The organism is Acinetobacter sp. Lyrl_1 (assembly GCF_051948795.1).
Classification (GTDB): domain Bacteria; phylum Pseudomonadota; class Gammaproteobacteria; order Pseudomonadales; family Moraxellaceae; genus Acinetobacter; species Acinetobacter towneri.
In genome coordinates this window covers 85675-111448 of record NZ_JAYJLK010000001.1, presented here as the reverse complement: position 1 = coordinate 111448, position 25774 = coordinate 85675, and the positions used below count along the sequence as shown (strand labels likewise).

General features: G+C 39.3%; 21 protein-coding genes and 2 pseudogenes. 14 read left to right on the top strand and 9 right to left on the bottom strand.

Features of this window, described 5'->3' with window-relative positions; genetic code table 11:
• Positions 1-31 precede the first annotated feature (31 nt).
• Positions 32-793, top strand: coding sequence for a ferredoxin--NADP reductase (locus VF675_RS00515; protein WP_346805221.1), 762 nt, complete (start codon positions 32-34; stop codon positions 791-793).
• The gene (locus VF675_RS00510) at positions 771-1358 is read left to right on the top strand and encodes a hypothetical protein (protein WP_218952770.1); all 588 of its coding nucleotides are present in this window, start codon (positions 771-773) and stop codon (positions 1356-1358) included. Before VF675_RS00515 ends, VF675_RS00510 begins: the two co-directional genes overlap by 23 nt.
• A 238-nt stretch (positions 1359-1596) precedes the next feature.
• On the opposite strand, the gene VF675_RS00505 is transcribed toward VF675_RS00510, so the two are convergent.
• Positions 1597-2019, bottom strand: a complete 423-nt coding sequence (locus VF675_RS00505; RefSeq protein ID WP_004975486.1) for a hypothetical protein — start codon at positions 2017-2019, stop codon at positions 1597-1599.
• 201 nt (positions 2020-2220) lie between these two features.
• On the opposite strand from VF675_RS00505, the gene VF675_RS00500 reads away from it, so the two are divergent.
• From VF675_RS00500 to VF675_RS00485, 4 genes are all read left to right on the top strand, one after another.
• Positions 2221-2499, top strand: coding sequence for a hypothetical protein (locus VF675_RS00500; RefSeq protein ID WP_004975487.1), 279 nt, complete (start codon positions 2221-2223; stop codon positions 2497-2499).
• Positions 2500-2753: 254 nt separating this feature from the next.
• On the top strand, positions 2754-4475 hold the full coding sequence (locus VF675_RS00495; RefSeq protein ID WP_440204593.1) for a mechanosensitive ion channel: 1722 nt from the start codon (positions 2754-2756) through the stop codon (positions 4473-4475).
• 95 nt (positions 4476-4570) lie between these two features.
• A complete protein-coding gene (locus VF675_RS00490; protein WP_004975491.1) occupies positions 4571-4741 on the top strand; it encodes a hypothetical protein in 171 nt (56 codons plus the stop codon).
• Between the two features lie 169 nt (positions 4742-4910).
• Entirely contained in the window at positions 4911-5078 is a 168-nt protein-coding gene (locus tag VF675_RS00485) for a hypothetical protein (RefSeq protein ID WP_004975492.1), read from the top strand.
• Positions 5079-5260: 182 nt separating this feature from the next.
• Here VF675_RS00485 and VF675_RS00480 read toward each other — a convergent pair whose 3' ends face one another.
• The 5 genes and pseudogenes from VF675_RS00480 to VF675_RS00460 form a co-directional block, all read right to left on the bottom strand.
• Positions 5261-6457, bottom strand: coding sequence for an NAD(P)/FAD-dependent oxidoreductase (locus tag VF675_RS00480; RefSeq protein WP_416709341.1), 1197 nt, complete (start codon positions 6455-6457; stop codon positions 5261-5263).
• Positions 6458-6510: 53 nt separating this feature from the next.
• Entirely contained in the window at positions 6511-7383 is an 873-nt protein-coding gene (locus VF675_RS00475; RefSeq protein ID WP_131261522.1) for a 1-aminocyclopropane-1-carboxylate deaminase/D-cysteine desulfhydrase, read from the bottom strand.
• A gap of 67 nt (positions 7384-7450) precedes the next feature.
• Positions 7451-7642: pseudogene (locus VF675_RS00470) on the bottom strand (HlyD family secretion protein); the annotation flags it as partial.
• Positions 7637-8023: pseudogene (locus tag VF675_RS00465) on the bottom strand (IS4-like element ISAba33 family transposase); the annotation flags it as partial. The pseudogenes VF675_RS00470 and VF675_RS00465, both read right to left, overlap by 6 nt.
• A 135-nt stretch (positions 8024-8158) precedes the next feature.
• Positions 8159-9781: an oleate hydratase gene (locus tag VF675_RS00460; protein ID WP_440204592.1), complete on the bottom strand. Its 1623-nt coding sequence runs from the start codon at positions 9779-9781 to the stop codon at positions 8159-8161.
• Positions 9782-10138: 357 nt separating this feature from the next.
• Between VF675_RS00460 and VF675_RS00455 the strand changes: the two genes are divergently transcribed.
• Positions 10139-10762, top strand: a complete 624-nt coding sequence (locus tag VF675_RS00455; protein WP_096901823.1) for a LysE family translocator — start codon at positions 10139-10141, stop codon at positions 10760-10762.
• A 186-nt stretch (positions 10763-10948) separates the two neighbouring features.
• Here VF675_RS00455 and VF675_RS00450 read toward each other — a convergent pair whose 3' ends face one another.
• A complete protein-coding gene (locus VF675_RS00450; RefSeq protein WP_440204591.1) occupies positions 10949-11749 on the bottom strand; it encodes a putative phage abortive infection protein in 801 nt (266 codons plus the stop codon).
• Positions 11750-11928: 179 nt separating this feature from the next.
• Positions 11929-13986: a methionine--tRNA ligase gene (gene metG / locus VF675_RS00445; protein ID WP_178318195.1), complete on the bottom strand. Its 2058-nt coding sequence runs from the start codon at positions 13984-13986 to the stop codon at positions 11929-11931.
• A gap of 278 nt (positions 13987-14264) precedes the next feature.
• Between metG and apbC the strand changes: the two genes are divergently transcribed.
• From apbC to VF675_RS00410, 7 genes are all read left to right on the top strand, one after another.
• Positions 14265-15518, top strand: coding sequence for an iron-sulfur cluster carrier protein ApbC (apbC, locus tag VF675_RS00440; protein WP_004975505.1), 1254 nt, complete (start codon positions 14265-14267; stop codon positions 15516-15518).
• 374 nt (positions 15519-15892) lie between these two features.
• Positions 15893-16486, top strand: a complete 594-nt coding sequence (locus VF675_RS00435; protein WP_368782346.1) for a LysE family translocator — start codon at positions 15893-15895, stop codon at positions 16484-16486.
• Positions 16487-16620: 134 nt separating this feature from the next.
• Entirely contained in the window at positions 16621-17190 is a 570-nt protein-coding gene (dcd, locus tag VF675_RS00430) for a dCTP deaminase (protein WP_004975507.1), read from the top strand.
• Positions 17191-17432: 242 nt separating this feature from the next.
• Positions 17433-19523, top strand: coding sequence for a hypothetical protein (locus VF675_RS00425; RefSeq protein ID WP_440204590.1), 2091 nt, complete (start codon positions 17433-17435; stop codon positions 19521-19523).
• Between the two features lie 13 nt (positions 19524-19536).
• Positions 19537-20253, top strand: coding sequence for a hypothetical protein (locus VF675_RS00420; RefSeq protein WP_440204589.1), 717 nt, complete (start codon positions 19537-19539; stop codon positions 20251-20253).
• Positions 20254-20286: 33 nt separating this feature from the next.
• The gene (locus VF675_RS00415) at positions 20287-22533 is read left to right on the top strand and encodes a DUF6160 family protein (protein ID WP_440204588.1); all 2247 of its coding nucleotides are present in this window, start codon (positions 20287-20289) and stop codon (positions 22531-22533) included.
• 14 nt (positions 22534-22547) lie between these two features.
• Entirely contained in the window at positions 22548-23954 is a 1407-nt protein-coding gene (locus VF675_RS00410; RefSeq protein WP_440204587.1) for a hypothetical protein, read from the top strand.
• Between the two features lie 58 nt (positions 23955-24012).
• On the opposite strand, the gene VF675_RS00405 is transcribed toward VF675_RS00410, so the two are convergent.
• On the bottom strand, positions 24013-25728 hold the full coding sequence (locus VF675_RS00405) for a proline--tRNA ligase (protein WP_178867157.1): 1716 nt from the start codon (positions 25726-25728) through the stop codon (positions 24013-24015).
• Positions 25729-25774 lie beyond the last annotated feature (46 nt).

The window sequence follows — 25774 nt, the reverse complement described above, 5'->3', positions numbered from 1 at the left end:
TGAGCACAGTCTTTCATGCCACGCTCAAATCATGTCAATTGAAAAATTTACTTTAGAAAAAGTGCTTTCGGTTCATCGTTGGACCAACACCTTGTTTAGCTTCACCATGACCCGACCTGCGCATTTTAAATTTACCGCAGGACAGTTTGCACGTATCGGGTTAAAAGTGGGCGATGAATTGGTGGTACGTGCTTATTCGGTGGTGTCATCACCCTTTGATGAAACTTTAGAGTTTTTCTCAATTGTCGTGCCAGATGGTGCGTTTACTTCTAACTTGCAGCACCTTCAAGTGGGCGATGGGCTGTACTTGGAAAAAATTCCGTATGGTTTTTTGACCTTGGCGCGTTATCAATTGCCTGCGCCACATGATTTATGGTTACTGGCTACAGGCACAGGTCTTGCACCGTTTTTATCCATGCTGCAAGATTTTGAAACTTGGACAAAATACCAACGTATTTATTTGGTTTATAGCGTGCGTACCGAAGCTGAATTGGCTTATGTCGATAAAATTCACGAGATTGCCGAAACTTTTGGCGAAGGGCATTCGGGCTTTAAATTTATCCCAATTATTACCCGCGACCCTCAAGCTGCTTTGCATGATCGTTTACCTGTATTAATTGCTAATGGCGAATTGGAACAGGCTGCAGGCAGTGTACTCAACCCTGAAACCAGCCATGTGATGTTATGCGGTAACCCTGCCATGGTGGATGACACCAAAGAAGCCTTAAAAGCGCGTGGTTTAAGCATGAACCGCCGCGGGGAAGGTAATATTGCAGTTGAAAATTATTGGTGAGGATGTGATACAACTATTCAAATATCAACTGTTCAAATATATAGCCAGCGCAGGGCTGATGTTTATAGTCGCACAAACCGTACAGGCTGAAACGGTGGAAACTCAGGTTGCTGTGCAAGATCACGTACTCATTTATGATGGGCCACTTAGCCCTGAAGCCAACGCACGTGCAGCGGAATTACTTAAACAGTCAGATAAAATTGATACCTTAAAAATCAACAGTCGGGGTGGCGAGATCGGCTTAGGTATTGATTTGGGCAATTTAGTCTTTGACCATCAACTTAATGTAGAAGTTGCGCAGTATTGCTTTTCTTCTTGTGCCAATTATGTGTTTCCTGCGGGCAAAGTAAAATATTTAAACTTGCGTAGTCAGTTGGGTTGGCATGGTGGCAGTTTGCAAAAAATGCAATTTGAAAGTGCCGAAATGGAACAAATGTATAATGAATATATTGGCCCAATCCGTGCAAAGGAAACCGCTTTTTTTCAGAAAATTAAAGTTCAGCAAAGCTCAACCATTGCAGGGCAGACTCCTGAATATGAAAAATATCAAGCGCTATACATCTAAGAAAATGCGAAGTTTTGGCATAGATCAGGTGCGTTTTAAGCAGGTTTTGTGGCTGCCTAAATCGAGTTTTGAAAATAAATGTATTTTCACAATTCGCTAAAAATTGGTTGTTGAGGTGATCTTCACCATTCATATAAAAACCTCATCTACAACGCTGCAGATGAGGTTTTTGCTTGGTGCGATTCAATTTTGAAAGCAACTTTTGAACGCAATGCTTGAAAGTGACTCTTCAAAGAAATTAGTGCACAAACATATCCATATATTCGCGGATTTCCTGAATCGCGCTATCGACATCGCTACTTAGCCAAGTCGGTTCAAAAAAACCTGCATAATGCTCTAAGCGCTCTTGAGGAACCACCAAACGCACAGGACATTCTTCTTCAAGTAAGCGCCACGGTAAAATTGGCACTTCATTATCCAGAAATGCAGCAATGTTGCGAATATCAATGATCATGGCATTCACACAATCTGGAAATGGCATGACCGAAAATTCTTCGGTACGACGACGGAAATATTCCAAATCGCCCCATTTGAGCAGATAGCTGGGCTTGCTAAATTCAATAATACCAATGAGATGCCCATCACGGGTATAGTGCAAGGCACATTGATGAGTGACGTCAGTGTCAAGATCAAGCGATACACTTTGTTGACGATACGCCATAAAGTTCAAAGTACACAAAAAAACGGTACGTGATTATAGCGCATTTCCCCGTGAGAGGCAGCTTTGTCGATATTGGGCAACATAGGTGGTACTTGAGGTATATTACATCTTTTCACCATCTTGCTATGTATTGTCACACAATAAGCGTGAGGAGCTTGTTAGTATGAAAATTCATCAGATAAATACATAAGTGAGGGGAACATGCCGCATGATTTCAATAAACCACCTCATGTAAACTCAGCTGAAGACATTAAGCGAAAAAAACGTATTCCAGTCTATATGCTTCTACTGGTGGGAATCTTTTTATTGGCATTGCTGATTTACATGATGGCGGATCGCAATCCGAGTCCGAGCGAAGCACCTCCTGGACATCCTAATCCAACCGTACAACAAGCAACGCCAAATAGCACGACAACGGGCACAGCTGGAGATGAAGCACGTGCAGAGGACAGCAATACTGCAACAGCAACAGATCGGTAGTTTAGCCTAAGCGTCAAAAAATCGTATTTACAAATTCAGCCTTGCCTAGATGCAGGGCTTTTTTGTGGATTTTCGCAAGGTTTATTATCCCTCCTTTGTAGAATTGTTGCGATTCTGCATCCCAAGGTTGAATAAAAAATATGCAAATTCTATGGTGGGTAGAGCTTTACTCAATAATTTGAATCGATAAAAAGCAGTTTTGCGCTGTAGTGCAAACCTAAAAATGAAGCTAATCACCATGAGGATTAAACAAGATGAATGATTATTTTAATGGGAACCTACATGGCAGAGGTTTTGATGCCATGTATTATTGGGAGCAATTTCAACCCATTTTAGCTGCAGTCGCAATTTTACTTGTCGGGTGGGTGATTGCATTATTGGTTGCGGGTGGAATTAAAAAGGTTCTACAAAAATTAGGTACCGATCAAAAATTATCAAATGCAACGGGGCATCGTTCAAATATTGAAGTGATTGTGTCGCGGGTCGTGTTTTGGGTGATTTTAATTATTGCGGTCATTGGTGCGCTGAATGTGTTGAATCTGACCAGTGTCAGTGGGCCATTCAGTAATATGATTCAGCAGTTCTTACTGTTTATTCCTTCTTTACTGGCTGCTGTAGCCGTTGCTTTTATTGGGTGGATTTTGGCAAATCTGGTCAAAGTGGGGATGCAAAAACTGTTGGCACGTACTCAGTTGGATGAAAAACTCAGCGCCGATGTCGGTGTGAGTGGTTTAAGTCAAAATATCAGTGAAATTGTTTATTGGCTGATTTTATTGCTGTTCTTGCCAATTGTGCTGTCAATTTTAGGCTTAAACGGTCTGTTGTTCCCTGTGCAAAACATGGTGAATGAAGTTGTGCTGTATTTACCGAACATCTTCATTGCAGGCGTGATTGTTTTTGTAGGATACATTCTGGCAAAAATTGTTCGTGGCATTGTCGAAGGTTTATTGGGTAGCTTGAATATTCAACAGCATGCTGAAAAAGTTGGCATCTTCAAAAATTCAAATTTACCTAAATTACTCGGTTCGTTTGTTTTCGCCTTGGTGATCATCACCGCCTTGATTATTGGTTTTGAGGCACTTGGCATTGAAGCTATTTCTCAGCCTGCGACTGCCATGTTGTATGAAATTATGAATGCGATCCCGCATATTATTGCGGCAGGTCTGATTCTTATTTTGGCTTATATGGTGTCGCGTTTTGTAGCCAATATTGTGGTGGAAGTGGTTGCAGGCACAGGAGTCGATGATATTCCTGCCAAACTCGACTTACAGCGCTTTTTAGGTACGACTAAAATTTCATGTGTGGTTGGTTATCTGATCGTATTCTTTACCATGCTATTTGCGGTATCTGAAGCGGCGAACCGTTTGGGCTTTGATCAAGTCAGCGGCTTGATTGCCATGTTTATCCAATTTGGTGCAGATATCCTGTTGGGTGCTGTCATTTTGGTGGTGGGTTTCTGGCTTGCGAATTTGGTTGCCAAAGTGGTACAGCGCGGTGAATATAACAGCTCGCGTTGGTTGGCAAACTTAGTCCGTATTTTAATTATGGGCTTGGTGGTTGCCATGGGCTTACGCGCGATGGGTATTGCAGACTCGATTGTGAACTTGGCTTTTGGTTTAACCCTCGGTTCTGTTGCAGTGGCTTTCGCACTTGCCTTTGGTTTAGGTGGTCGTCAACCTGCAGAGCGTGTGTTAACTGATTTGATTGATAAAGCTAAACGTGAGGCAAATCAACCGAATCCTTTGCACAAGACAGAAACGGCAACGTCAGCATCAAGTGTGATGACACCTATTGTATCTGAGCAGCCGCAAGCGTCTGTAAGTGATGTGACTACAACACCTGAAGCGGCAACTGATCATGCAGTGCCAGATACGTTAAAGGTTGATCCTGAACATCCACCAGTCAACAACCCATTTGGTTCGACAGGTGAGGCTGAACCAGATGTCGATGAACATCCAAAAAATGACCCGAAATAACCTGTTCAAATTTTGATTTGAATCGCTAAGATGATCGACCAATCACCGTATTGGTCGATTTCTTTTCGGTATTCATTAAAAAAGAGGAAACGATAATGTCCAAATCAGCACCCGATAAGTTTTTTGCCCCAATCGTGATTGCTGGCATCACCATCGGCTTTTTTGTTGCAGCCTATAAATTTGTTTTTGCCAAGCCAGAAGCCACCGCAAAACCAACTGAAAATGTTGAGAAAAATCATCCAAAAGAGGATAGACCAAGCTCTTAAATTATGTTAAAAATTAATCAACTTTGGCAGGAATGAGCCAAAGACTGATTTGGATAAATCAGATTAATCGCTTGGAAAGCTTGATGAGGGTTTAAGGGAAAAATAAAAAACTTGGGTTTTAACCAAGCTGAAATATTTGAGTCTTAAAATTCGCGCAAGGATGACAATAATGAGAGAAATCAATATGCTAAACAAATTACGTATCAGTTTAAAAGTTCAAGTGGCAAATTCGTTACCTATGCATCAACAAAATGCTGTGCTTAAAATGCAGCAAACTGAATCACGTTTGGCAAATACGCCAAAATTGGTATTATTTCGTACCGATTATTTAGAATAAAATAACAGGATTCACGTATTGCTGAGTCTTTATAGTACGTGACGGTGTTAAAGAAAAAGCCAGTTTAGAAAAAACTGGCTTTTGTTATTTATAATTTGATTTGCAAGATCAATATTGATTCATTTAGACTCGAAGCATTGCTATCACATACTTTTATTTAAGTGTTTCATCTAAAAGCGAACTTAAACATACTCCGATGCTGCATGTGCAGATGACCATGCCCATTGAAAGTTATAGCCACCTAAATGTCCTGTCACATCTAAAACCTCACCAACAAAATACAGGCCTTTTTGTTTTTTACTTTCCATGGTTTTTGAAGACACTTCTTGCGTATCTATACCACCTAAAGTAACTTCGGCAGTACGATAACCTTCTGTACCCGATGGTTTGACTTCAAAGGCATTTAAACGCGCGGCAATTTGTTCTAGCTTTTCATCACTGATATTGCCAATTGCCGTTTCAGAGAGTGCAGGCCAAATCAGTTGCTGTAATTCAGCCACTACACTTTTTGGCAGATGCTCGCTGAGTAAGGTGCGCAGTAAAACTTTAGGACTGCTTTGCTTTTTATTTTTAAAAAAGTCATAGAGTTCTAAGTAAGGTAAAAAGTTAATTTTAAAACTTTGTCCGACATCCCAATAATTAGAAAGCTGTAAGGCACTCGGCCCACTCAAACCGCGATGGGTGAATAGCAATGCTTCGGTAAAACTAGTCAATGAATTTGATAAAGTCGCATCCACCGCATTACCGCTTAAACGTGTAGTGACTTCTTTAAAGCTGTCTGAGAAGGTAAAAGGCACTAAACCTGCACGGGTCGGGTAAACACGATGACCAAATTGTTTGGCAATTTCATAGCCAATTCCAGAGCCACCTAAAGTTGGAATAGATAAACCGCCAGTTGCTACGACGACAGCGCTTGCTTGGAAATAACCCAAAGTCGTTGCAATTTGAAAACCTTGATCATCTACCGCATTCACGGCTTTGACTTCACAATTGGTTTGAATATCGACCAATTTGGTTTTTTCACATTCGGCTAAGAGCATGGCTAAAATTTCTTTAGCGCCGTTTAAAGTGAATAATTGTCCGTGTTTGCGTTCTTCATATTCAATGCCGTATTCGCAGACTAAACCAATAAAATCCCAATTGGTATAACGGGTGAGTGCAGAAATGACAAAGTGTGGATTATGTGAAATATAATGGTTTGGCTCGACTTCTAAGTTGGTAAAGTTACATTTACCACCACCCGACATCAGAATTTTTTTGCCCACTTTATTGGCTTTTTCCAGTACCACAACCGAACGCCCACGTTTACCAGCCTCTGCAGCCAACATCAAGCCTGATGCACCTGCACCTAAAACAACAACATCAACCTGATGAACCATGAGTATTACTCGGTAGACGAAAAGCGAGCAATTATAAAAGATTTGTGGGGGTTTTAATATGCTTTAAGCTTTCCTTGCAACCCACCTGTATGAATGGCCAGGATTCGAGTGTGGGCAGGGAAATGATTGTGCTGGATTAAATCAAGAAGTCCCATCATCATTTTACCTGTATAAATGTGTTCGAGTGGAATTTGATATTTTTGCTCAAAATTTTGAATAAATTTCAATAATTCAGGTGTAGTTTTGGCATAGCCGCCACCACAATAGGCATCGGTTAAAGACCAATTGCTTTTATCGGTCCATTGTTGAATGTCCTGTTTGAGAAAATCACCTTTCAAGGCTGAAAATCCTAAAACTTGCTGTTGTTCCGAGCTACTTTCAATGATGCCCACAATTGTTCCACCAGTACCCACAGCACAACAAATTACGTCATAATTTTCTAAATCATCAGGGGAGAGGATTTCCTGTGTCCCTTGAATGGCAAGGGAATTGCTTCCACCCTCTGGAATAATAAAGGCTTGAGGATATTGCTGTTGAAGTTGTTGTAAATATTCCACTTCATGGCGCAGACGATATTCGGCTCGGCTAACAAAATGCAGTTGCATGCCAAAATCTTGCGCTGTTTGTAGGGTAGGATTTAAGTCTTGGGTCGCAAGTTCTTGACCACGAATGATGCCAATACTTTGAAAGCCAAAGCGTTGAGCTGCATAAGCCGTTGCTGCAATATGATTGGAAAATGCACCGCCAAAAGTGAGGACTTGAGAAAAACCTTGCTGTTGTGCTGCCAAGAGGTTGTATTTAAGTTTAAAAAACTTGTTGCCCGAAATCTGGGGATGAATCTGATCAAGGCGTTTGATGGTTAGTTGAACAGGCTGGGGAAGTTCTAATGTTTGATAAGGGGTAGGAAAAGCAATGTGATCAAACATTTTTTGCGAACGAGAAATGAATTTGACCACATTGTAAATGTATTTGATTGAGAATGTCAGTGTAGGTTTATGAGTCGGTATCCACCGACGTGATCACCGACATACCAGGGCGTAGATTTTCGATCCCTTTTTGATTCGGATCAATGGTGATACGTACCGCTATACGTTGATCGACTTTGGTAAAATTTCCTGTGGGATTGTCAGGTTTAAGTACACTGAACTCTGAACCCGAAGCGGGGGAAATCTGTTCCACATGGCCTGGTTCATTGAGCAATGTCCAAACAATAGGTATCGCTATTCCACGATAGACGATGGCTAACATCAAGATATTGATATCTCGTTTTCCCCATTTCCAGTTGGTTCTATCCAAAGTTAATTGGACTTTATCGAATAAAAATATATTGAAAATTAATTGAGAAATTTGACGATAATCGAAATACTGATCTGCAAAGAAGCGTTGTATACGTCGATAAAATGATTGTGGTAAGCACGTGATGGGTAAGGCTTTAGATGCAGAAGAAAGATTACATTTCTGTTTTACAATTAATGCAAGCATAATCAGTGTAAAACATTTTACATGTGACTTGTTTCACTTTAGATACGTGTTTAAGATGAGATGTAACTCATTGAAATGTGTCATCATATTCGTCGTTAGAAAACAAGTATTATGCCATTATTTCAATGAGTTATCTTTTTTTGTCGTGTACAAAGATCGTTTTATCAAAGTAAGTTGAATAACCATAGGGCAGCAATTTACCCTATGGCTTTTTAAAATTTAATGAAAAACTGCTTCCAAAGCATTTAAGCCAACTTTAGGATCGAGTAAACCATTGTAAATCTCTGGAATTTCACGTTCGACACCTAAGAGCTGATAAATGGCAATCATGGCACAACGTACGGAATATTCCACAGTGAAAACCACATCATCTTCAAGCTCTACGAATTGACCTAAGAAAGCAAAGTTGACCGCATTTTCTGGAATGACCAATGGACGATCACCTGCTTTACGACATGCAAATAGGGCAGAAGCATAAGGCATCATTACTGTGGTAATGTCGGTATGTGCCAACACATGATCCAAAATGTCATCGAAACCAAGTTGATGAATCAACTCAATTAAAATCTCTTGACCCGTCGCTTCACTCATCGGTTTTTTAATGTAATCGCCGATATGGTCAATTTCAAAACCATAACCCCATAAGGTGAATTTACCTTCTGGTAAGTCAGCAAAATGCGGTTGAGCTGGAACGACCACAGATAGATGCCAACCAGATTCAAACCAAGTCATGAGTGCACCAGTACCCGGTTCATTTCCTGTGTAATCAATAATCCGTTTTAGCAGCACATCATCATGCATGGTGAGCGTAAAGGATTTCCATTTATGCTCATCAATGTTGCCATAGAAGGTCATTGGACGACCAAAATCAGGAGCTTTTTGAGCCAATGTTTCCCACAAACGCCAGCCATGATCTTGTCGATCACGAATCAGCTCAGGAACATCGAATTTATCGCCATAACGTGAATCAGCCGTAATCGAACCTAAAGTAAAGAGCGCAAGATCATGCTCACCCAGTTGAATTTGTTCAGTGCCTTCTGGAATGTTGACATAAAGTTGGGTTGCCTTACGTTCCTTCGTTTGGTCATCTTCGACAAAGTCTGCATCTGTGACATAACTACCGAAACGAACATCAACGCCTTGTTCCACCAACCAGCGTTGTAGAGGATGAATCATTGAATCATATTGATTGTATTTAGTTCGTTTCACACCTGCTAAGGTATGGATGCGTGGTAATTCTTGAATGAAACGTAGAAAATAACAGCGTAATTCCGCTGCGCTATGCCATTTTTGAAAGGCAAACGTGGTTCGCCACATCCGCCAAAAATTACTTTGGAAAAATGCATCATCAAAAAATTCATCAATACGGCGACTACCGATACGATCTTCTTTTAATGCCAGTAGCCGTAACATTTGAGCACGGTTGAGCGTTGATAATCCCAATTTTTGAGCTTCTGCAATAATATGATTTGAGTCGATCAAACGTGCTTGAGCATTGGTTTTAACTTGTTCGTTAAATTCACGACATTCTTCACGAACAGAAATGTTTGGATTTTCTAAAGATGGGATGCTTGAAAATAAATCCCAAGTACACAAATAAGTCTCATCAGTTAGCATACGTCCACCACGTGTGACCCATGCTTGGTTCGGATTAAGCGGATTATGTCCACCATCCATCGAACCACCAGAAACATTCAATTCTTCTAAAATATGGATATGTTCGGCTGGCACTTTAGCGTCACGAATCGCAAAAGCAGCAGCAGCCATACCAGCTATGCCTCCACCTACAATCCAAAGATGTGATTTAGAGCGGTCTAATGTTTTCAGTCTTTTATTTTGCATCTGATGTGCCTCGGTTGTAGTTCTAAAGAAAATTAAAGCCATAATTTTATTATGGGATTATATGTTTTAAAAATATATGAAAGTTCTGCTAAAAATCGATGATAAATTATTATCAGAAAAAAACTTTAATAGAAAAAATGGATGCACAATAAAATTTTACTGTTCATATGCTATGTTTTAACTGTTTGATATTGAAATTAAATTGAGTTTTTACTCTATTTTTGGTTTTTTTAATAAATATCAAATTGCTTGAAAAATCCTTAAATTTATAAACATAAATCAAAAAAATTATATCTTCTATTATGGTTTTTTAAGTAAAATAAATAATTGAAAATTATTCTAATCTTGAGGTCTATCTTGGAATCATTATTGATTTTAGGCTCTATTGCTTTGGCATTAATGTTGGGGGCAATTAGTCCTGGGCCTACCTTTATTTATGTGGCAAAAAATTCGATAGCCATTTCACGTAAGCATGGTTTATTTACGGCTTTAGGCACGGGTACGGGTGCCGCAATTTTTGGTTTATTGGCGGTGATGGGGTTGCAGGCTATTTTATTGGCAGTGCCTTCAGCATATTTTCTGCTTAAAATTTGTGGTGGTTTATATTTGTTGTTTTTGGCTTATAAAATTGTGAAGCATGCCAAAGCGCCTATTCAAACCAATCTTGCACATGGACAGCAAATGTCACTGCGCCGTGCGTTTACTACAGGTTTAATTACGCAGTTATCTAACCCTAAAATTGCAATTGTCTTGGCGAGTATTTTTACGGCTTTGTTGCCTAAAGAAATTCCGAACTATTTTTATGTGGTGCTGCCAATTCTGTGTTTTTTTATTGATGCAGGTTGGTGTTCATTGGTTGCAGTGGCTTTGTCTGCAGAAAAACCGCGTCAGGCTTATATTAAGTTTAAGGCTATTTTTGACCGTGCAGCAGGGGCGGTCATGACAGTATTGGGATTAAAGTTAATTTTTGGGATGAAGTGATTTATTTGTGTAGATACCTATGCCTTTTGGGAGAAGATTGGGATGAGGGTATTCTAATAATTAAAATGTTTGCCTTACTTTTAAAGGATCAAAAGTAACAAAAATCCTTTGTTCGTTAGAGGGCACGTCCGTGTGCCTAACGAACAGGCTACATCCATGTCACCTTTCTGTGCGTTAGTACTTAAATCAATATTCATCCTCTTCGAATTTGATAGATGGAAAGTAATGTTTAGGGTCATATCCGTCACAATATTCAAATGGAATATTTTTAATAAAATCATATTTATTTATAAAATTATTTTGGAGCCATTTTTTTCCAAAACGCGATAAAACATTGAAAAAAAGGATATAAAGCTCAGGATTTGAAAGTTGAGCACGGTAAATTTTTATTAACTCGTATTTTTCAAAATCACTTAGGATTTTTGATTCATCTACTATTTTTATAGCATTATACATATTTCTAAAATAAGAGCTTAAATGAGTTTGATTGGTTTTCAATAAGCAGCCTCTAGAATCCTTTTCCATTAACCTTTTCTGAATTTTAATAACTAATTCTTCATTAAATCCGTTATACCTTGATAGTTTATTTACTATAAATGTCGTCCAACTTCCCTCTATACCAAAGTAAAAAATAACGTATGAGATATCTAATATTTGTGATTTATTGAGTTGGAGATTTTCTTGTGCAGAAATTTCTTGAATCGTTTCTAAAATTCCTTTGAACTGAATTTTGAAGGTTACAAAAGCCTTTTTTCCTTCTTTTGGTGGGTGTTGCGGATCGGTATTGGGTAAAGAAATATTTATCAAATGTTGGTTGTGATAATCAATCATTTTAAAAAAATTAGACTTTAAATTATTTTTCTGCGCTTCATCTTTTTGATTAATAATTGTATAAATCAAGAGGAATATGCTTGATGCACTTAAGAGAGTACCTATAACTCCTCCATACAAATTACCTAAAGAAGCTCCTAAATTTGGATCAATCAAGGAGGTTACTCCAATTTGAAAAGCTTTGTTGGTAAAAATAAAATAGGTAGCTAGCAAACTAATAATTATCAAGACTATTGGTAGAACTAAGCAAAAAAACTTTATCCATCTATTCATTATTTATAACTATAAAAAAACCCCACTAAAATATAGCAGGGCTTTTTATCAGTGTCTAAAAATTAAGACACTTTATCACCCGGTTTCGCACCACTTTCAGGTGAAACCACCCAAACGCCGTCACCATTACCCGCAGCGAGTACCATCCCATTAGAAATACCAAAACGCATTTTACGTGGTGCAAGGTTCGCCACCATTACCACCAATTTGCCTTTTAAGTCTTCAGGTTGGTAGAACTCACGAATACCGCTAAACACGTTACGTGGCTCGGCTTCACCAACATTTAAAGTCAATTGAAGGAGCTTGTCAGAACCTTCAACCGTAGCCACTTCAAGAACTTCTGCAACACGTAAATCAATTTTGACAAAGTCATCAATGGTGATAATTTCCGCTTCACCGACTTTAGGTTCTGCTTTTTTCTCTTTGGCTTTTTCTTTTTTCTTTTCCGTTTTTGGTGCTTCAGCAGGTGCGGCTAAAGAATCTTTAGATGCATCTACCATTGCAGCTACCGCTTTCGGATCAACACGTTGCATGAGTGGTTGGAACAACGCAATTTCATGACCGACTAAAACAGTTTTACGTGATTCAAAGTTAAAGCTATCTAACTGTAAGAAGGCTTGAACTTGTTCAGCCAAGGTTGGTAGTACAGGCGCAAGATAAATCGCCAATTGACGGAACAGGTTAATCCCCACAGAACATACGTCATGAACTTGCTGTTCTTCACCTTCAATTTTGGCTAAAGCCCAAGGCTTTTTCTCATCAATATATTGGTTCGCTTTATCGGCCAATGCCATAATTTCACGAATAGCAGTAGAAAATTCACGCGCTTCGTATGCTTGGGCAATTGAGTCGCCTGCAGCAATAAAGCTTTGTACCAACTCAGGTTCTACACAGCTCGCACTTAATTTGTTATCAAATTTGGTGTTGATGAATTTGGCACAACGGCTGGCAATATTCACCACTTTACCTACAAGGTCAGAGTTTACTTTCTGCACAAAATCATCCAGATTTAAGTCAGAGTCTTCAACTTTGTCAGACAGTTTTGAGGCAAAGTAATAGCGTAAATATTCAGGGTTTAAATGCTGTAAATACGTTTCTGCCTTAATGAATGTGCCGCGAGATTTTGACATTTTTTGACCATTTACAGTCAAGAAGCCATTTACAAATAAACCTGTAGGTGTGCGATAACCCGCACCATCTAACATCGCAGGCCAGAATAAAGCGTGGAAATAGACGATGTCTTTACCAATGAAGTGATAGACTTCTTTGTCTGAATCTTTTTTCCAATAATCGTCAAAATTCAGGTCGGGGCGTTTGTTTTTTACGTAGTTTTCAAAACTCGACATATAACCAATTGGCGCATCAACCCAGACATAAAAATATTTATTTGGTGCATCTGGAATTTCAAAACCAAAATATGGTGCATCACGTGAAATATCCCAGTCATTTAAACCGTTTTCAAACCATTCATCCAATTTGTTGGCAATTGAAACTGGCAAACGACCTTCATCGCGCGTCCATTTTTGTAAATATTCACCAAAATTAGGCAATTTAAAGAAGTAATGATCTGATGATTTTTCTACAGGTGTTGCGCCGCTCAAAGTCGATTTTGGATTAATCAGCTCAGTCGCATTATAGGTTGTGCCGCAAACTTCGCAAGAATCGCCATATTGATCTTCCGCTTTACATTTTGGGCAAGTGCCTTTAATAAAACGATCTGATAAGAACATGCCTTTTTCAGGGTCAAATAATTGCGTAACAGGACGCACGGCAATATTGCCTGCATCTCGATTTTTGACATAAATTTCACTGGCACGTGCGCGGTTGGTGTCGCTATGCGTTGAATCATAATGATCAAAATGCACGCCAAAACCGTCAAAATCACGAATGTGTTCTTGTTGCACATTGGCAATTTGCTGTTCAGGGCTAATTCCATTGGCTTCGGCACGCAGCATGATTGCTGTACCATGCGCATCATCCGCACAGACATAAGTCACGTCATGTCCCATTGCACGCATGGCGCGAACCCAGATATCTGCCTGGATATAACCGAGTAAGTGACCCATATGGATCGGACCATTGGCGTATGGTAGGGCGTTAGTGACTAAAATTTGACGCACGGATATAACTCTCTCAAATAGGGACGATGCAATTCGGGCAATTTTACCTTAGATAGCACATAGATGCACAAGGGATTCCAGGAATTCTTTTCAAATCCGCTTAGAAGGCTAAATACAATATCGAAACAAGCTCTTGGTCTGCATTTGAAGATAAATCATGTCAAAAACCAAGCAATATACTCAGAATTAAGTATTTCAGTGATAGCACGACTTAACCTTATACTGAATTATCGTTACACTATCAAAATCGCGGTATTTCCAAACTTTGGAGTAAATCTATGTCTTGGCTTTCTTCACTTAAATCAGTTTTTTCACCTTCGCATACGGTGAATGAGGAAGCTATTCAGCACGTGCTACAAAGTTATATATTGCCTGAATCTGAACATGCTTTAAAAGATCGTATTTCTCAAGTGAATGTGCAAGGTGATATTCTGCAAATCACCATCAATACTTATCCTGAAGAAAAACAACATTTACAACAAATTCATGATGAACTGGCAGATGCTTTAGAAAAATGCGGCATTAAAGAACTGAATATGCATGTGATTCAGCAGAAATCTGGACAGAAAAAAGAAAGTTGTGGGCATCAACATGCTGAAGATGAAAGCTGCGCAACATCGACCACACAGACTGCAACATCTCATTTACCACCGGTGGTCGATGCTGCGGGCCAAAGTTCAATGCAAGAAGCCGATCCGAATAATCCACCGATTCAAAAAGCTGCGCCACACCAACGTGATGTGCCGAAACATCCGCGTATTCAAAACGTAATTTTGGTATCTTCAGGCAAAGGCGGGGTTGGAAAATCTACCACTACAGTAAATTTGGCTTTAGCTTTGCAAAAGCTCGGCTTAAAAGTTGGCGTATTGGATGCCGATATTTATGGTCCAAGTATTCCGACCATGCTCGGCAATGCAGGCAGAACCCCAATGATTGAAGCCGAGCAGTTTGTACCGTTGGATGCTTTTGGGATGCCTGTGTTATCCATCGGACATTTAACAGGTGACCACAATACACCTGTAGCGTGGCGTGGACCAAAAGCCACAGGAGCATTAATGCAGCTCTTTAATCAAACCTTATGGCCAGATTTAGATGTGTTGATGATTGATATGCCACCAGGAACGGGGGATATTCAACTGACCCTTGCACAGCGTATTCCTGTAACGGGAGCGGTGATTGTGACTACACCACAAAATGTTGCCTTAATGGATGCTGTGAAAGGCATCGAGCTGTTTAATCGTGTGCAAATTCCTGTGATGGGCGTAATTGAGAATATGTCGACCCATATCTGCTCAAACTGCGGCTACGAAGAACAAATTTTTGGTCAAGGTGGTGGCGATAAACTGGCAGAACAATATGACATTCCGTTGCTTGGACGTTTACCATTGAATGTCAGTATTCGTGAAAATGTGGATGCAGGCACGCCGTCAGTGATTGCAGGCGATGATGCTGCCGATAGTTACATTGCGATTGCCAAGCAAATTGCAAAAAAACTGCCTAAAGCTGAAAAAGATCAGAATCGTATTTTCTAGTGAGGGATCTCAGCTTGGAATGATTGCAGTTGCAGTCATTAAGTTATCATCCTTTAAATTTTGACTGATTCACCTTTAAAAGCTAAGTCACAATATTTTGAAAATTTAGCTCACTTCGGTGAGCTATATTTTACTGATTAAAAAACACGCAAACATCTGATTTAAAGGTGTTTAATCTTCAAATACCTTAAAAATGTTAAGAAAAAATGACTTATAAGTTACCATTCGATTAAAAAATATTTCTTAAATAAGTGGTTGAATAAAAATAATAAATCTAAAATGTAAGACTGATTAAGAATTTGTCTTACAAAATATTTTTTGCCAATTGCAATAAACTATTTTAATCTGCGCTCATTCAGTAGTGAGGTCAATGCATGATTTCATGGTTTTTTATCGGTTTGGTGATCACAATTTTATTGACACCAGGGCCAACGAATACTTTGCTTGCATCATCTGGTATTCAGGTTGGTATCCGCAAATCTTTCCGATTAATTCCTGCAGAAGCATTGGGTTATTTGATCTCTATTACACTTTGGGGTGCCTTAATTGGTACGGTGTCTACCCATCTTCCATTATTGCCCATCATTCTAAAATTATTCAGTGCAAGCTATATTATTTTCTTGGCGATTAAATTGTGGCGTACGGCCAACGTCGAGCAAAGCTTTAATCAACCCACGATCCGTGCCAGTGAGCTATTTTTAGCGACTTTACTGAACCCTAAGGCATTGTTGTTTGCCTCTGCGATTTTCCCAACAATTGCATGGGTAAAAGTAGACTATTATGTGGCACACATGCTGGCATTTTTATGTTTAATCGTGCCGATTGCCTTTTTCTGGACATTTATTGGTTCCGTGCTTGCTAAAAATAAAATTAGCTGGCTCAATCAGTGCAATCTACAAAAAACAGCTTCTATTGTGTTGCTGAGCTTTTCAATTCCTTTAAGTTATTCGGCTTTGTTGAGTCTATAAAACCAAAGTTGTATCTACTGAAAATGATCATTGCACTTAAAAAAGCGATGTGAGGGAAACGGCTGGTTTTCATTAACTTAGATTTCAGTTAAAGTACAGCACAGTTAAACATTCATATTTTGGATAGAAAATAAATGGCAATTAAGTCTGATCGTTGGATTCGCGAAATGAGCGAAAAACACGGCATGATTGAACCGTATGCAGAAAACCAAGTTCGCTTTGACGAAAATGGCGAGAAACTCATTTCTTATGGTGTTTCTAGCTATGGTTATGACGTACGTTGTGCACGTGAATTTAAAGTCTTTACCAATGTTCACTCAGCAATTGTCGATCCAAAAAACTTTGATGAAAAAAGTTTTATCGATATTGAATCAGATGTGTGCATCATTCCGCCAAACTCGTTTGCCTTGGCGCGTACCGTTGAATATTTCCGTATTCCACGCAATGTATTGACAGTATGCTTAGGTAAATCTACCTATGCGCGTTGCGGTATTATTGTGAATGTCACGCCACTCGAACCCGAGTGGGAAGGTCATGTAACTTTAGAGTTTTCCAATACCACGAACTTACCTGCACGTATTTATGCAGGCGAAGGTGTGGCACAAATGTTGTTCTTTGAATCAGATGAAGTTTGTGAAACCTCGTACAAAGACCGTGGTGGTAAATATCAAGGGCAGACAGGCGTGACCTTGCCTAAAGCATAAGTGATTAACCCATCACAATTTTTCTGTTGAACAAGCGAGCCAATGTGCTCGCTTTTTTTCATTCATCGGAAAGCTGTGCTGTTTAGCCAGTTTGTTTTGCATTTGCATAAATATTCAGCATAATTAAATATGAGAATGCTTTGGCATAATCACGTTTTTAAGGATAAAAACACTCAAATAAATAGCCAAGCTATAGATAAATAAAAGAAAGATGCGGAGCATCAGATAAAAGGAAGGTCGAGATGACTGAACACGCAATTACTTTCCCTTTTCGTAAGCGTTGCTTAGCCACTGCGATAGGCTTATTTTTGACGAACCCGAGTTATGCTTTACAAGCACTCTCCGATGACTCTTTGTCAAATACCACAGGCGAAGGGGTTGCTTTAGTCCTTGATGATTTCAAAATGGTGTTTCAGCAACCGAATGACCTATCAACAGGGTCGAGCTATACACGTGGGCTAGAAAACCCAAGTCAATATGATACGGGCTTTATTCGTATTATCCCGACGGGGGAGAATTATGCGCAGTTGGCAGAAAGTGCATACCATACGGTTTATAACAATACTTATAATCAAAGTGTTTTAGAAGGTAAGGCAGCACATAAATATAACGAAACTTACCGTTCAACTTATGAACAAACCTATACAAGTCAATATTCAACTCTGTATCAAGAATATACTAAAAATATTGAAAAAGATGTTGAAGCGAAAACAGAAACATTTACATTTGATGTTCGTGAAGGTTTTTTTAATAATGAGACACTCAAGTATTATTACAATCAACGTCTTGCAGACTATAGGGATGGGACTTGGGGGATTGGAAAGAGTTTAAAAAAAGATGGAACTACTGCATATACCACACGACCAGTTAGCGAGGATCCAACTGGCGTTTTAGAGTATGAAAAGAAAGCAAAAGAATATGCTATTACAAACACTTATGAAATGCTTGATCTTTTATATGGGAGTCGGTCGGCAGAAGCTAATAATGATTTATTGAATTCTGATTTTTATAAAGGGCTTAGCAACTTCACTCGAGCAGACCAAGTTGGTTCACAAGTAGCCACATTAATACAGGCTGAAATAACTAAAGAAACAGCATCGGCTGATATTCGGGCTAAATATAATGCGAGTCAACTTGCAGAAGATACAGCCAAGTCTGCTGTGGCAGAAATTTATGCTCAAATTATACAATCGGCTGAACAGGCAGCGGCAATTGCTGCATTAGGTTCTCCTGTGCAATCATTAAGAACCAAAGCAGATGTCTTTATTTATGGTTTAGCCTTATCTAAAAGTGATAACTCATTAAGCAGTCGTTATAGCAATCAAGGCTTTAACTGGGGTTCAGCAGATAACCCATGGTTATTCCGTGCAGGCACAGAAAAAGTTAAACAATTTAAAAATGTAGAAAAAGATGTTGGTTATTTAGCACTAGAGGCACCACTCGCAACTACTACGCCAACTGAAAGTGATAATAATATTAAACTGGGCTTTTGGACTGATATTTTTTCACGTCAGTTGAACTCAAGCGCAGAGGTTGATCCGAGCACTGGAGCACCAAAATCGGGTTTAGATAAAGAGCACCGTTTACGTACTCAGTTTGTTGCTAATGGTTTAAGTCTAAATGGTTCACAGACCCGAGTATTTCAGACTTTAGACTCGGATAACCCAAATCATCATCAAACCTTGGGTATGGCAAGTGTATTGCGTTTAAATACCAATGATAATCCTGCGAATTTAAGTTTCACAGATTCAAACTTAGACAGTAAAGGGATCCGCATTAGTACAGCAGCGAAATCAGATACTTTGGATGGAACGGCGGTCACACCAGCAATAGATGGTTCATTGGCACCAGTTTTTCATGATACAGAGGGTTTGTATTTATACAGTCCGAATATCAATTTAGTTTTAGGGAATATGTATCAGCCTTTTGTGGTTGGTTCTGAGGGCAATAATATTGTGCTAGAAGTAACACGTATTCCGAATGTTCCTGAAATTTACAATAAAATTTATCAAAATTATGTAGATGGAAAGGGTGGGTATTTAGGTTCTACAGCATTTACAGGTTCTACCTGTAATGTGGTGAGTTGTGGCACACCGCTAAAAGCCAATGTCAATGACAGTGCTGCGATGTATCAAGGACGTAATGCGACGCATAGTAGTATTGCAATTGGTACTGTAGAACGCTTGCCAAATAATATGTTGCGTGCCAAAGATCATACGGATGCCACAGGTGTTGTATTTAAGGGTGTAGATGGTACTGCTAAGAATCTAGGTTCAGTTGCAATAGATGGTGTGCTGATTCAGCACCTTAAATTTAAAACAACAGGTCTATAAAAGGAGAATCATCATGTTGAAAAAACTGTCTTGTATTGCATTGATGTGTAGTCCTTTGACCCATGCCAATTTAATTGCACTGGAAAATCATGAATTAACGCAGGCTACTGGTCAAGGTGGAGCAGACCTCAGTTGGACGTTATCGTTAAACCATGAATATGCCGAAAATTTAGAACTCAGCAATATTTCTAAATTTAATGGTGGGACTAAACCTACAGAAGTTTATTATCGCTATAGTAAAAATTGTGCTGACAATAATGTGCTTTGTCGTTTAGCCATTGCACCCAATAACCATGAAGATAATAACGGCAATAAAAAATGGCTGGTATTTAAACAAATTCAGGGCACCATACAAATAGATAAATTTTCTTTAGATGGCACGACTATTATTAATCATAAAAATGACCCACAAACGGCAATGCAGCTTAAGTTTTATGATGATAAGCCATTAAAAATAAGAAATTTGGGTTTTGCAACCATGGTGATCGAAACAGGTACAGGGCAGGGAGCAAATGAAGGTTATGCAAATTCAGAGGTATATACCAAATTTCAAGGAAGAAATTATCAACAAGATGGTAGTTATAACTTAGTTCAGCAAGATGTACCTTTGTTTGATCAGGGCGCTGAAAAAGGATTTATGGGCTTAAATATTCACGGCAATATGCACATGTCTGGCAATGTGAAAATATTTAGCTACAACTGTACAGGTTCAGCAGCAAGTCGTTGTTGAATATAGGATTAAGTACAGTATAGGGAAATAACAATGAAAAAAATAATGCAGTTGAATTTATTAACATTGAGCGTACTTTGTGCGCAACAAGTGTATGCTTTAGAGCTGATTGCAGACCAGCATTTGTCTGATGTAAGTGGGCAAGATGGTATTGTAATCACCCATGAAATGTCTAAAGCCACGATTAATCAAGTCAATTGGTATGATCCTGATTTAGTGGCTGGAACTCAACAGGGTTTAGGCTTACATAATGTAGAAATTAAAGGACAGAATAACCAGCCTATTATCAGTAAGCTTGCTTTAGATGTGGGGAAAACTGATGTTGGCGCAGGTGTGCGTATCGATGCGAGTATTGATGCTTTTCAATCGACTGCAGATTTAAACTTGGTCAAAAAAAACTGTGTCGGAAATAGTTGTACTAAAGAAACACAAAGCTTGGGTCAGTTCGGCTTAGAAACTAAATCACCTTTAAAAGTTTTATTAGAAACCAAAGCAGGTTTATTCAATCAAAATGAAACGGCACATTTAAACTTCCAGTTACAGAATGCCAAAATTAGTCATGGTTTAGGTAAGCATGAATTATCTATGCATGATTTTAACTTTAATTTTGCGACTGACGGCTATATGTACATTGATGCCGATGAGGGATTGGTCTTTACCACTAAAAATGGCACCACCGACCATTTTGTGAATCTTGGACGAGTGAAAGACCTGAGTGATGTTGCTAGTAGCCGACAAAATGCAACTAACCCTGGGGTCAATATTGACTTGCGTTATGATGATAAAAATTTAATTCGCTTTGGTGCATCAGGTGCGGTAAGCAATGCGAAATTGTTTTTTAATGGGCATCAAAAAAATGTTGCCAATTTTGACGTTTCGAATAAGGTCAATGGTGTAATTGAAACTAAAAATACCGCAGTTACAGGCTACGATACTGTGGTGGGGCAAGGTGGTTTGCATTTGGGCTTATCTGCTGATTTTACCAATCAAAATACGGCAGGCTTGGCTGCAGGGCAATTACCAACAACCTTAGAAATTGGGCACACAGGAAAAGGCAGTTATGCGGTTGAGTTTTCGAATTTAAGACCGCTAACCACACGTGATGCACAAGGTAATTTACACAATAAAAATGCCTCTATCGATTTTGGCGATATTTATATTAATACCGTACAAGCGAAAAACCTCAATTTTTTAGTCAATGAAAATATTAAAAATACCATTGGTGCAACCAGTCCTATTTTAAACCAGTTGCTATCGAGTAGGCTTGAAGGTGACCAGTTCTCACTGATCGCTGTTCGTGGTATGGACTTTCAGTCTATTGCAGCCAAAGCTAGAATTATTTCTGACAACTCTTTAAATGAATTGACAGGAGATGGTGGTTCTTGGGGTATTGGGATTCCAATTTATAATTTAAATGCCAATGTGGCCTTGTCGGGTAAACAATATCTGTCACCTTATGATGGAACGAACAAAACTGGAATTGGTTATAACGCTATTGTTTCTACCGAAGGTTATGGCATTGATTCAAAAACAGGCTTACCAAGTACCACTTCTATTATCTTAATTGACGGGCAAGACAGCCTGCATGCTGGTGAAGCTGTCAACTATTATGCTGGTTTAAGAAATATTGATGCATTAATTCAGTCCGACGGTGTGATTGGTTATGAAGATGAAGGGATTTATATTCGTGCAGATCATTTATTAGTTGCAGCAAAAGCAGAGTTAGCGATTGGACAATTACCAGGTTCGAAATACAACTGCGTCACAGGATCAACTAAATGCGGTGGCTTTGTACCTTACGATAATTTCTCTAAGAAAGATGATGTGTTGACCACAATTGCTTTTAAATTAGATGGCAATGGTGAATTGTTGGTAATTCCTGGAGTGGATCCTACCGATACTAATCCGAACTCAAATTTTTTGTCTTTTGATGCGAACTTTAAGTTTAGAAGTTTAGATAGCACAGAAAAGTCGAATCCGAAGAACTTAGGTAGTTATTTTAGTTTAATTAATGAAGATCAAGTGAATAATGAAACTGTTCAAACTTCTTCAATAAACTTGAATCGAATGGAAGGTCATTTAGGTGTTAAAGGAAAAGTTGTTGTCAGTGCAGATACGGTCACTTTAGACAATCAAGTTAAATTTAATTATAAAAATGATATTGCTCAACCCTTTAAAACAGACTTTGCAATGTCTACCAATGGCAATATGCAGAAAATCGCATCTGTCGCACTTACAGGTGGAACCATGCGCAGCACATTGGGCATTACGCCACGCTAAAGGATAGAAATAAAATGAAAAAAAAATTTTTAGTTGCATCTATTTTAAGTACAGCCTTTTCATTCAGTTCTGCTCAAGCGATGCAGGCTTTAAATGATGATCAGTTATCTCATGTACAAGGTCAGGCACTTTTGAATCTGATGACTGCGACAGATCAATCGCAAGGGCTCAACTTTTATAAGCTGAGTGTTGATGCACTCATGGAGCTCAATGCCAACATTAAAACGCTACAATTGGGTTGTGGTGGTGTAAATAATGCGATTGGTAGTAAAGCGGGATGTGATATTGATATTTCTAATATTTCGTTAAGTGGCTTGAATGAATCCTATGATTCAACAGGTAGCCCAAAGTTTAATGGTGAACGTGCGGGTACTAGTGCGCAAATTACCAATCCATTTATTGAATTTGCGATTAGTGGAAATAGTGCGTCAACACGTGAAGTGGTTGGTTTTCGCTTAGGTGCTGAAGAAATTTTAGGTCTACTGACTTTGGGTACAGATAACGTGCAAAACCCAAATGACGGGATTAAAAGTTTCAGTGGTTATATGAAAATGGCACAAACGCAAGGGCATTCATTTACTAAAGAAGCTAAATTTGGTAATGCCTCTGACCAAAAAATTAGTGGGATACTGACTGCGTTGGGGCAGGATCGTGTCTATACAAGTAAACCTGGCGCAGCAGGACATACTGGGATTACCGTTCCATCGATGCGAGCTGATTTTACGATGCCTGAAACAGTAGTGACTGGTCAGCGTATGGAGTCCGCTATAGTTACGGGTATCCGTTCAACATTAGCTTCTATTCCGCTAGCGGCAACAGAGTCTGGGACATATACTGGTGATGTAAATGGAACACCTGACTTTTCAAAAGACCAGTTATATGTCACATTTCCTCCTTTATTGTTTGGTTCTGTTGGTGATCACTCATTCTTTAAAATGAGTAAGGGTTCTACATTAGAAAATTTGAATATGGATATTACTTTTGTCCAAGCCCTAAATATGATTCACAATATTCCTCTGACAGGAACAGGTGGATATTTATCTTTACAAAGCAAGCCAGTGCAGTGGATGGGTGCAGATGAAAAAGATATTGCACAACAAGGTTGGTGGATGTCGTTTAAGGAACCAGTGCAATTAGGTTATTTGGCAACTGCGGATTTGGTAGATGTTTCTGCAGTACTACCACAGGTCGCAAAAGCATTAACTTCTGAGTTAATGCAAGATAAGCATAATGTAGATGTAAGTTTGTTAGAAGCATTAGGTTCATTGGCTGGTACACCAATCGAGCGTAAAATGAATATCGATGTTGGTAGTTACACAGGATATTACACGGGTCAACCGGCCAGATTAACACTTAATAATCAGGTTTTACAAAACCAAAATGTTACCCCTAACTGTTATGGCGGTATGAAATTCTGTTAATCCCAAATGAAAAAAATCCCGCAACTTGTGCGGGATTTTTTATACTCAGTGTTCAATCTTATTTGGCAATTTTGATGAGTAATTCTTCTTTCGTTAGGTTGCTAGATTCAGCATCACGACGACCTTTATATTCAAAAGTACCTGCATCTAAACCTTTCTCACCAATCACAATACGGTGCGGAATACCTGTAAGCTCAAGGTCAGAGAATTTCACCCCAGGACGTTCATTACGATCATCCAGTAATACATCATAACCCGCAGCTTGAAGTTCAGCATAAAGTGCTTCTGCTGCTTCTAATGTGCGAGGTGATTTATGTGCGTTCATTGGTACAATCGCAATTTCAAATGGTGCGATGGCTGCAGGCCAAATAATCCCTTTATCATCAAAATTTTGTTCAATGGCAGAGGCAACGACACGTGTTACTCCAATCCCATAGCATCCCATGGTAACAGTAAACGGTTTGCCATCTTCACCTAATACTTTGCAGCCCAACGCTTCTGAGTATTTAGTACCAAGCTGGAAGATATGACCGACTTCAATACCGCGTTTAATTTGTAGAGTTCCTTTGCCATCTGGAGATGGATCGCCCTCAACGACGTTACGTAAATCGTAAACTTCAGTATATTGTGCATCGCGTTCCCAGTTCACACCTGTTGCGTGTTGATCAACTTGGTTTGCACCTGCAACGAAGTCAGACAGTACTGATGCAGCACGGTCTACAATCACAGTTATGCCTTTTTCAACCAAACCTTGTGGACCAACAAAGCCAGCAGTTAAACCTAAAGCTGCAATTTGTGCATCGGTTGCAAAAGTAAGTGGTGCAGCAATCTGTGGATGCTTTTCTGCTTTAATTTCGTTGAGTTCATGGTCACCGCGCAGGAATAATGCAATCACAGGCACTTGACCTGTTTCATCTGCAACACCTTGAACCAAGAGCGCTTTGACTGATTGGTTACTATTTGTGCCTAAAAATGCAGAAACTTCCGCAATGGTTTTTTGGTTTGGTGTATCCACAATGTTGAGTTCTTGGGTTGCAGCAGCACGTTCACCCACCAAAATAGCTTCAGCCATTTCAATATTGGCTGCATAATCAGATTCGGTAGAGAAGGCGATATCATCTTCACCGCTTGAAGCCAGAACGTGGAATTCATGTGAACCAGAACCACCAATAGAACCTGTATCTGCTTGTACTGGGCGGAAGTCTAAACCTAAGCGCGAGAAAATACGGCAGTAGGTGTCGTACATGACATCATAGGTTTCTTGTAGGGAGGCTTGATCGGTATGGAAAGAATAAGCATCTTTCATAATAAATTCGCGTGAACGCATTACCCCAAAACGTGGGCGAATTTCGTCACGGAATTTGGTTTGAATTTGATAGAAGTTGATTGGTAATTGCTTATAGCTTTTTAATTCATTACGCGCCAAATCGGTAATGACTTCTTCATGTGTTGGGCCAAGTACAAAAGGATTGTCGTGGCGGTCTTTAAAGCGCAGTAATTCAGGACCGTATTGCACATAACGACCTGATTCTTCCCAAAGTGAGGCAGGCTGAGTGACAGGCATAAATGTTTCTAAAGCACCTGCGCGATTCATTTCTTCACGAACAATGGCTTCAACTTTATTTAGCACACGTACACCCATTGGCAGCCAAGTATATAAACCTGAAGCCAATTTACGAATCATACCCGCACGTAACATCAGCTGGTGAGAAATCACCTCGGCATCGTTTGGGGTTTCTCTTAACGTAGCAAATAAAAAGCGACTCGCGCGCATGGAAACTGTCCTAAAAAGTGAAGCGTTAAATGGAGTTTTTTCAAAG

What these genes read in the sequence shown, in the direction of transcription:
- VF675_RS00515 (WP_346805221.1), top strand. Translation starts at nt 32, where the DNA reads ATGTCAATTGAAAAATTTACTTTAGAAAAAGTGCTTTCGGTTCATCGT.
- VF675_RS00505 (WP_004975486.1), bottom strand. Translation starts at nt 2,019, where the DNA reads ATGGCGTATCGTCAACAAAGTGTATCGCTTGATCTTGACACTGACGTC.
- VF675_RS00500 (WP_004975487.1), top strand. Translation starts at nt 2,221, where the DNA reads ATGCCGCATGATTTCAATAAACCACCTCATGTAAACTCAGCTGAAGAC.
- VF675_RS00495 (WP_440204593.1), top strand. Translation starts at nt 2,754, where the DNA reads ATGAATGATTATTTTAATGGGAACCTACATGGCAGAGGTTTTGATGCC.
- VF675_RS00490 (WP_004975491.1), top strand. Translation starts at nt 4,571, where the DNA reads ATGTCCAAATCAGCACCCGATAAGTTTTTTGCCCCAATCGTGATTGCT.
- VF675_RS00485 (WP_004975492.1), top strand. Translation starts at nt 4,911, where the DNA reads ATGAGAGAAATCAATATGCTAAACAAATTACGTATCAGTTTAAAAGTT.
- VF675_RS00480 (WP_416709341.1), bottom strand. Translation starts at nt 6,457, where the DNA reads ATGGTTCATCAGGTTGATGTTGTTGTTTTAGGTGCAGGTGCATCAGGC.
- VF675_RS00475 (WP_131261522.1), bottom strand. Translation starts at nt 7,383, where the DNA reads ATGTTTGATCACATTGCTTTTCCTACCCCTTATCAAACATTAGAACTT.
- VF675_RS00460 (WP_440204592.1), bottom strand. Translation starts at nt 9,781, where the DNA reads ATGCAAAATAAAAGACTGAAAACATTAGACCGCTCTAAATCACATCTT.
- apbC (WP_004975505.1), top strand. Translation starts at nt 14,265, where the DNA reads ATGTCTTGGCTTTCTTCACTTAAATCAGTTTTTTCACCTTCGCATACG.
- VF675_RS00435 (WP_368782346.1), top strand. Translation starts at nt 15,893, where the DNA reads ATGATTTCATGGTTTTTTATCGGTTTGGTGATCACAATTTTATTGACA.
- dcd (WP_004975507.1), top strand. Translation starts at nt 16,621, where the DNA reads ATGGCAATTAAGTCTGATCGTTGGATTCGCGAAATGAGCGAAAAACAC.
- VF675_RS00425 (WP_440204590.1), top strand. Translation starts at nt 17,433, where the DNA reads ATGACTGAACACGCAATTACTTTCCCTTTTCGTAAGCGTTGCTTAGCC.
- VF675_RS00420 (WP_440204589.1), top strand. Translation starts at nt 19,537, where the DNA reads ATGTTGAAAAAACTGTCTTGTATTGCATTGATGTGTAGTCCTTTGACC.
- VF675_RS00415 (WP_440204588.1), top strand. Translation starts at nt 20,287, where the DNA reads ATGAAAAAAATAATGCAGTTGAATTTATTAACATTGAGCGTACTTTGT.
- VF675_RS00410 (WP_440204587.1), top strand. Translation starts at nt 22,548, where the DNA reads ATGAAAAAAAAATTTTTAGTTGCATCTATTTTAAGTACAGCCTTTTCA.
- VF675_RS00405 (WP_178867157.1), bottom strand. Translation starts at nt 25,728, where the DNA reads ATGCGCGCGAGTCGCTTTTTATTTGCTACGTTAAGAGAAACCCCAAAC.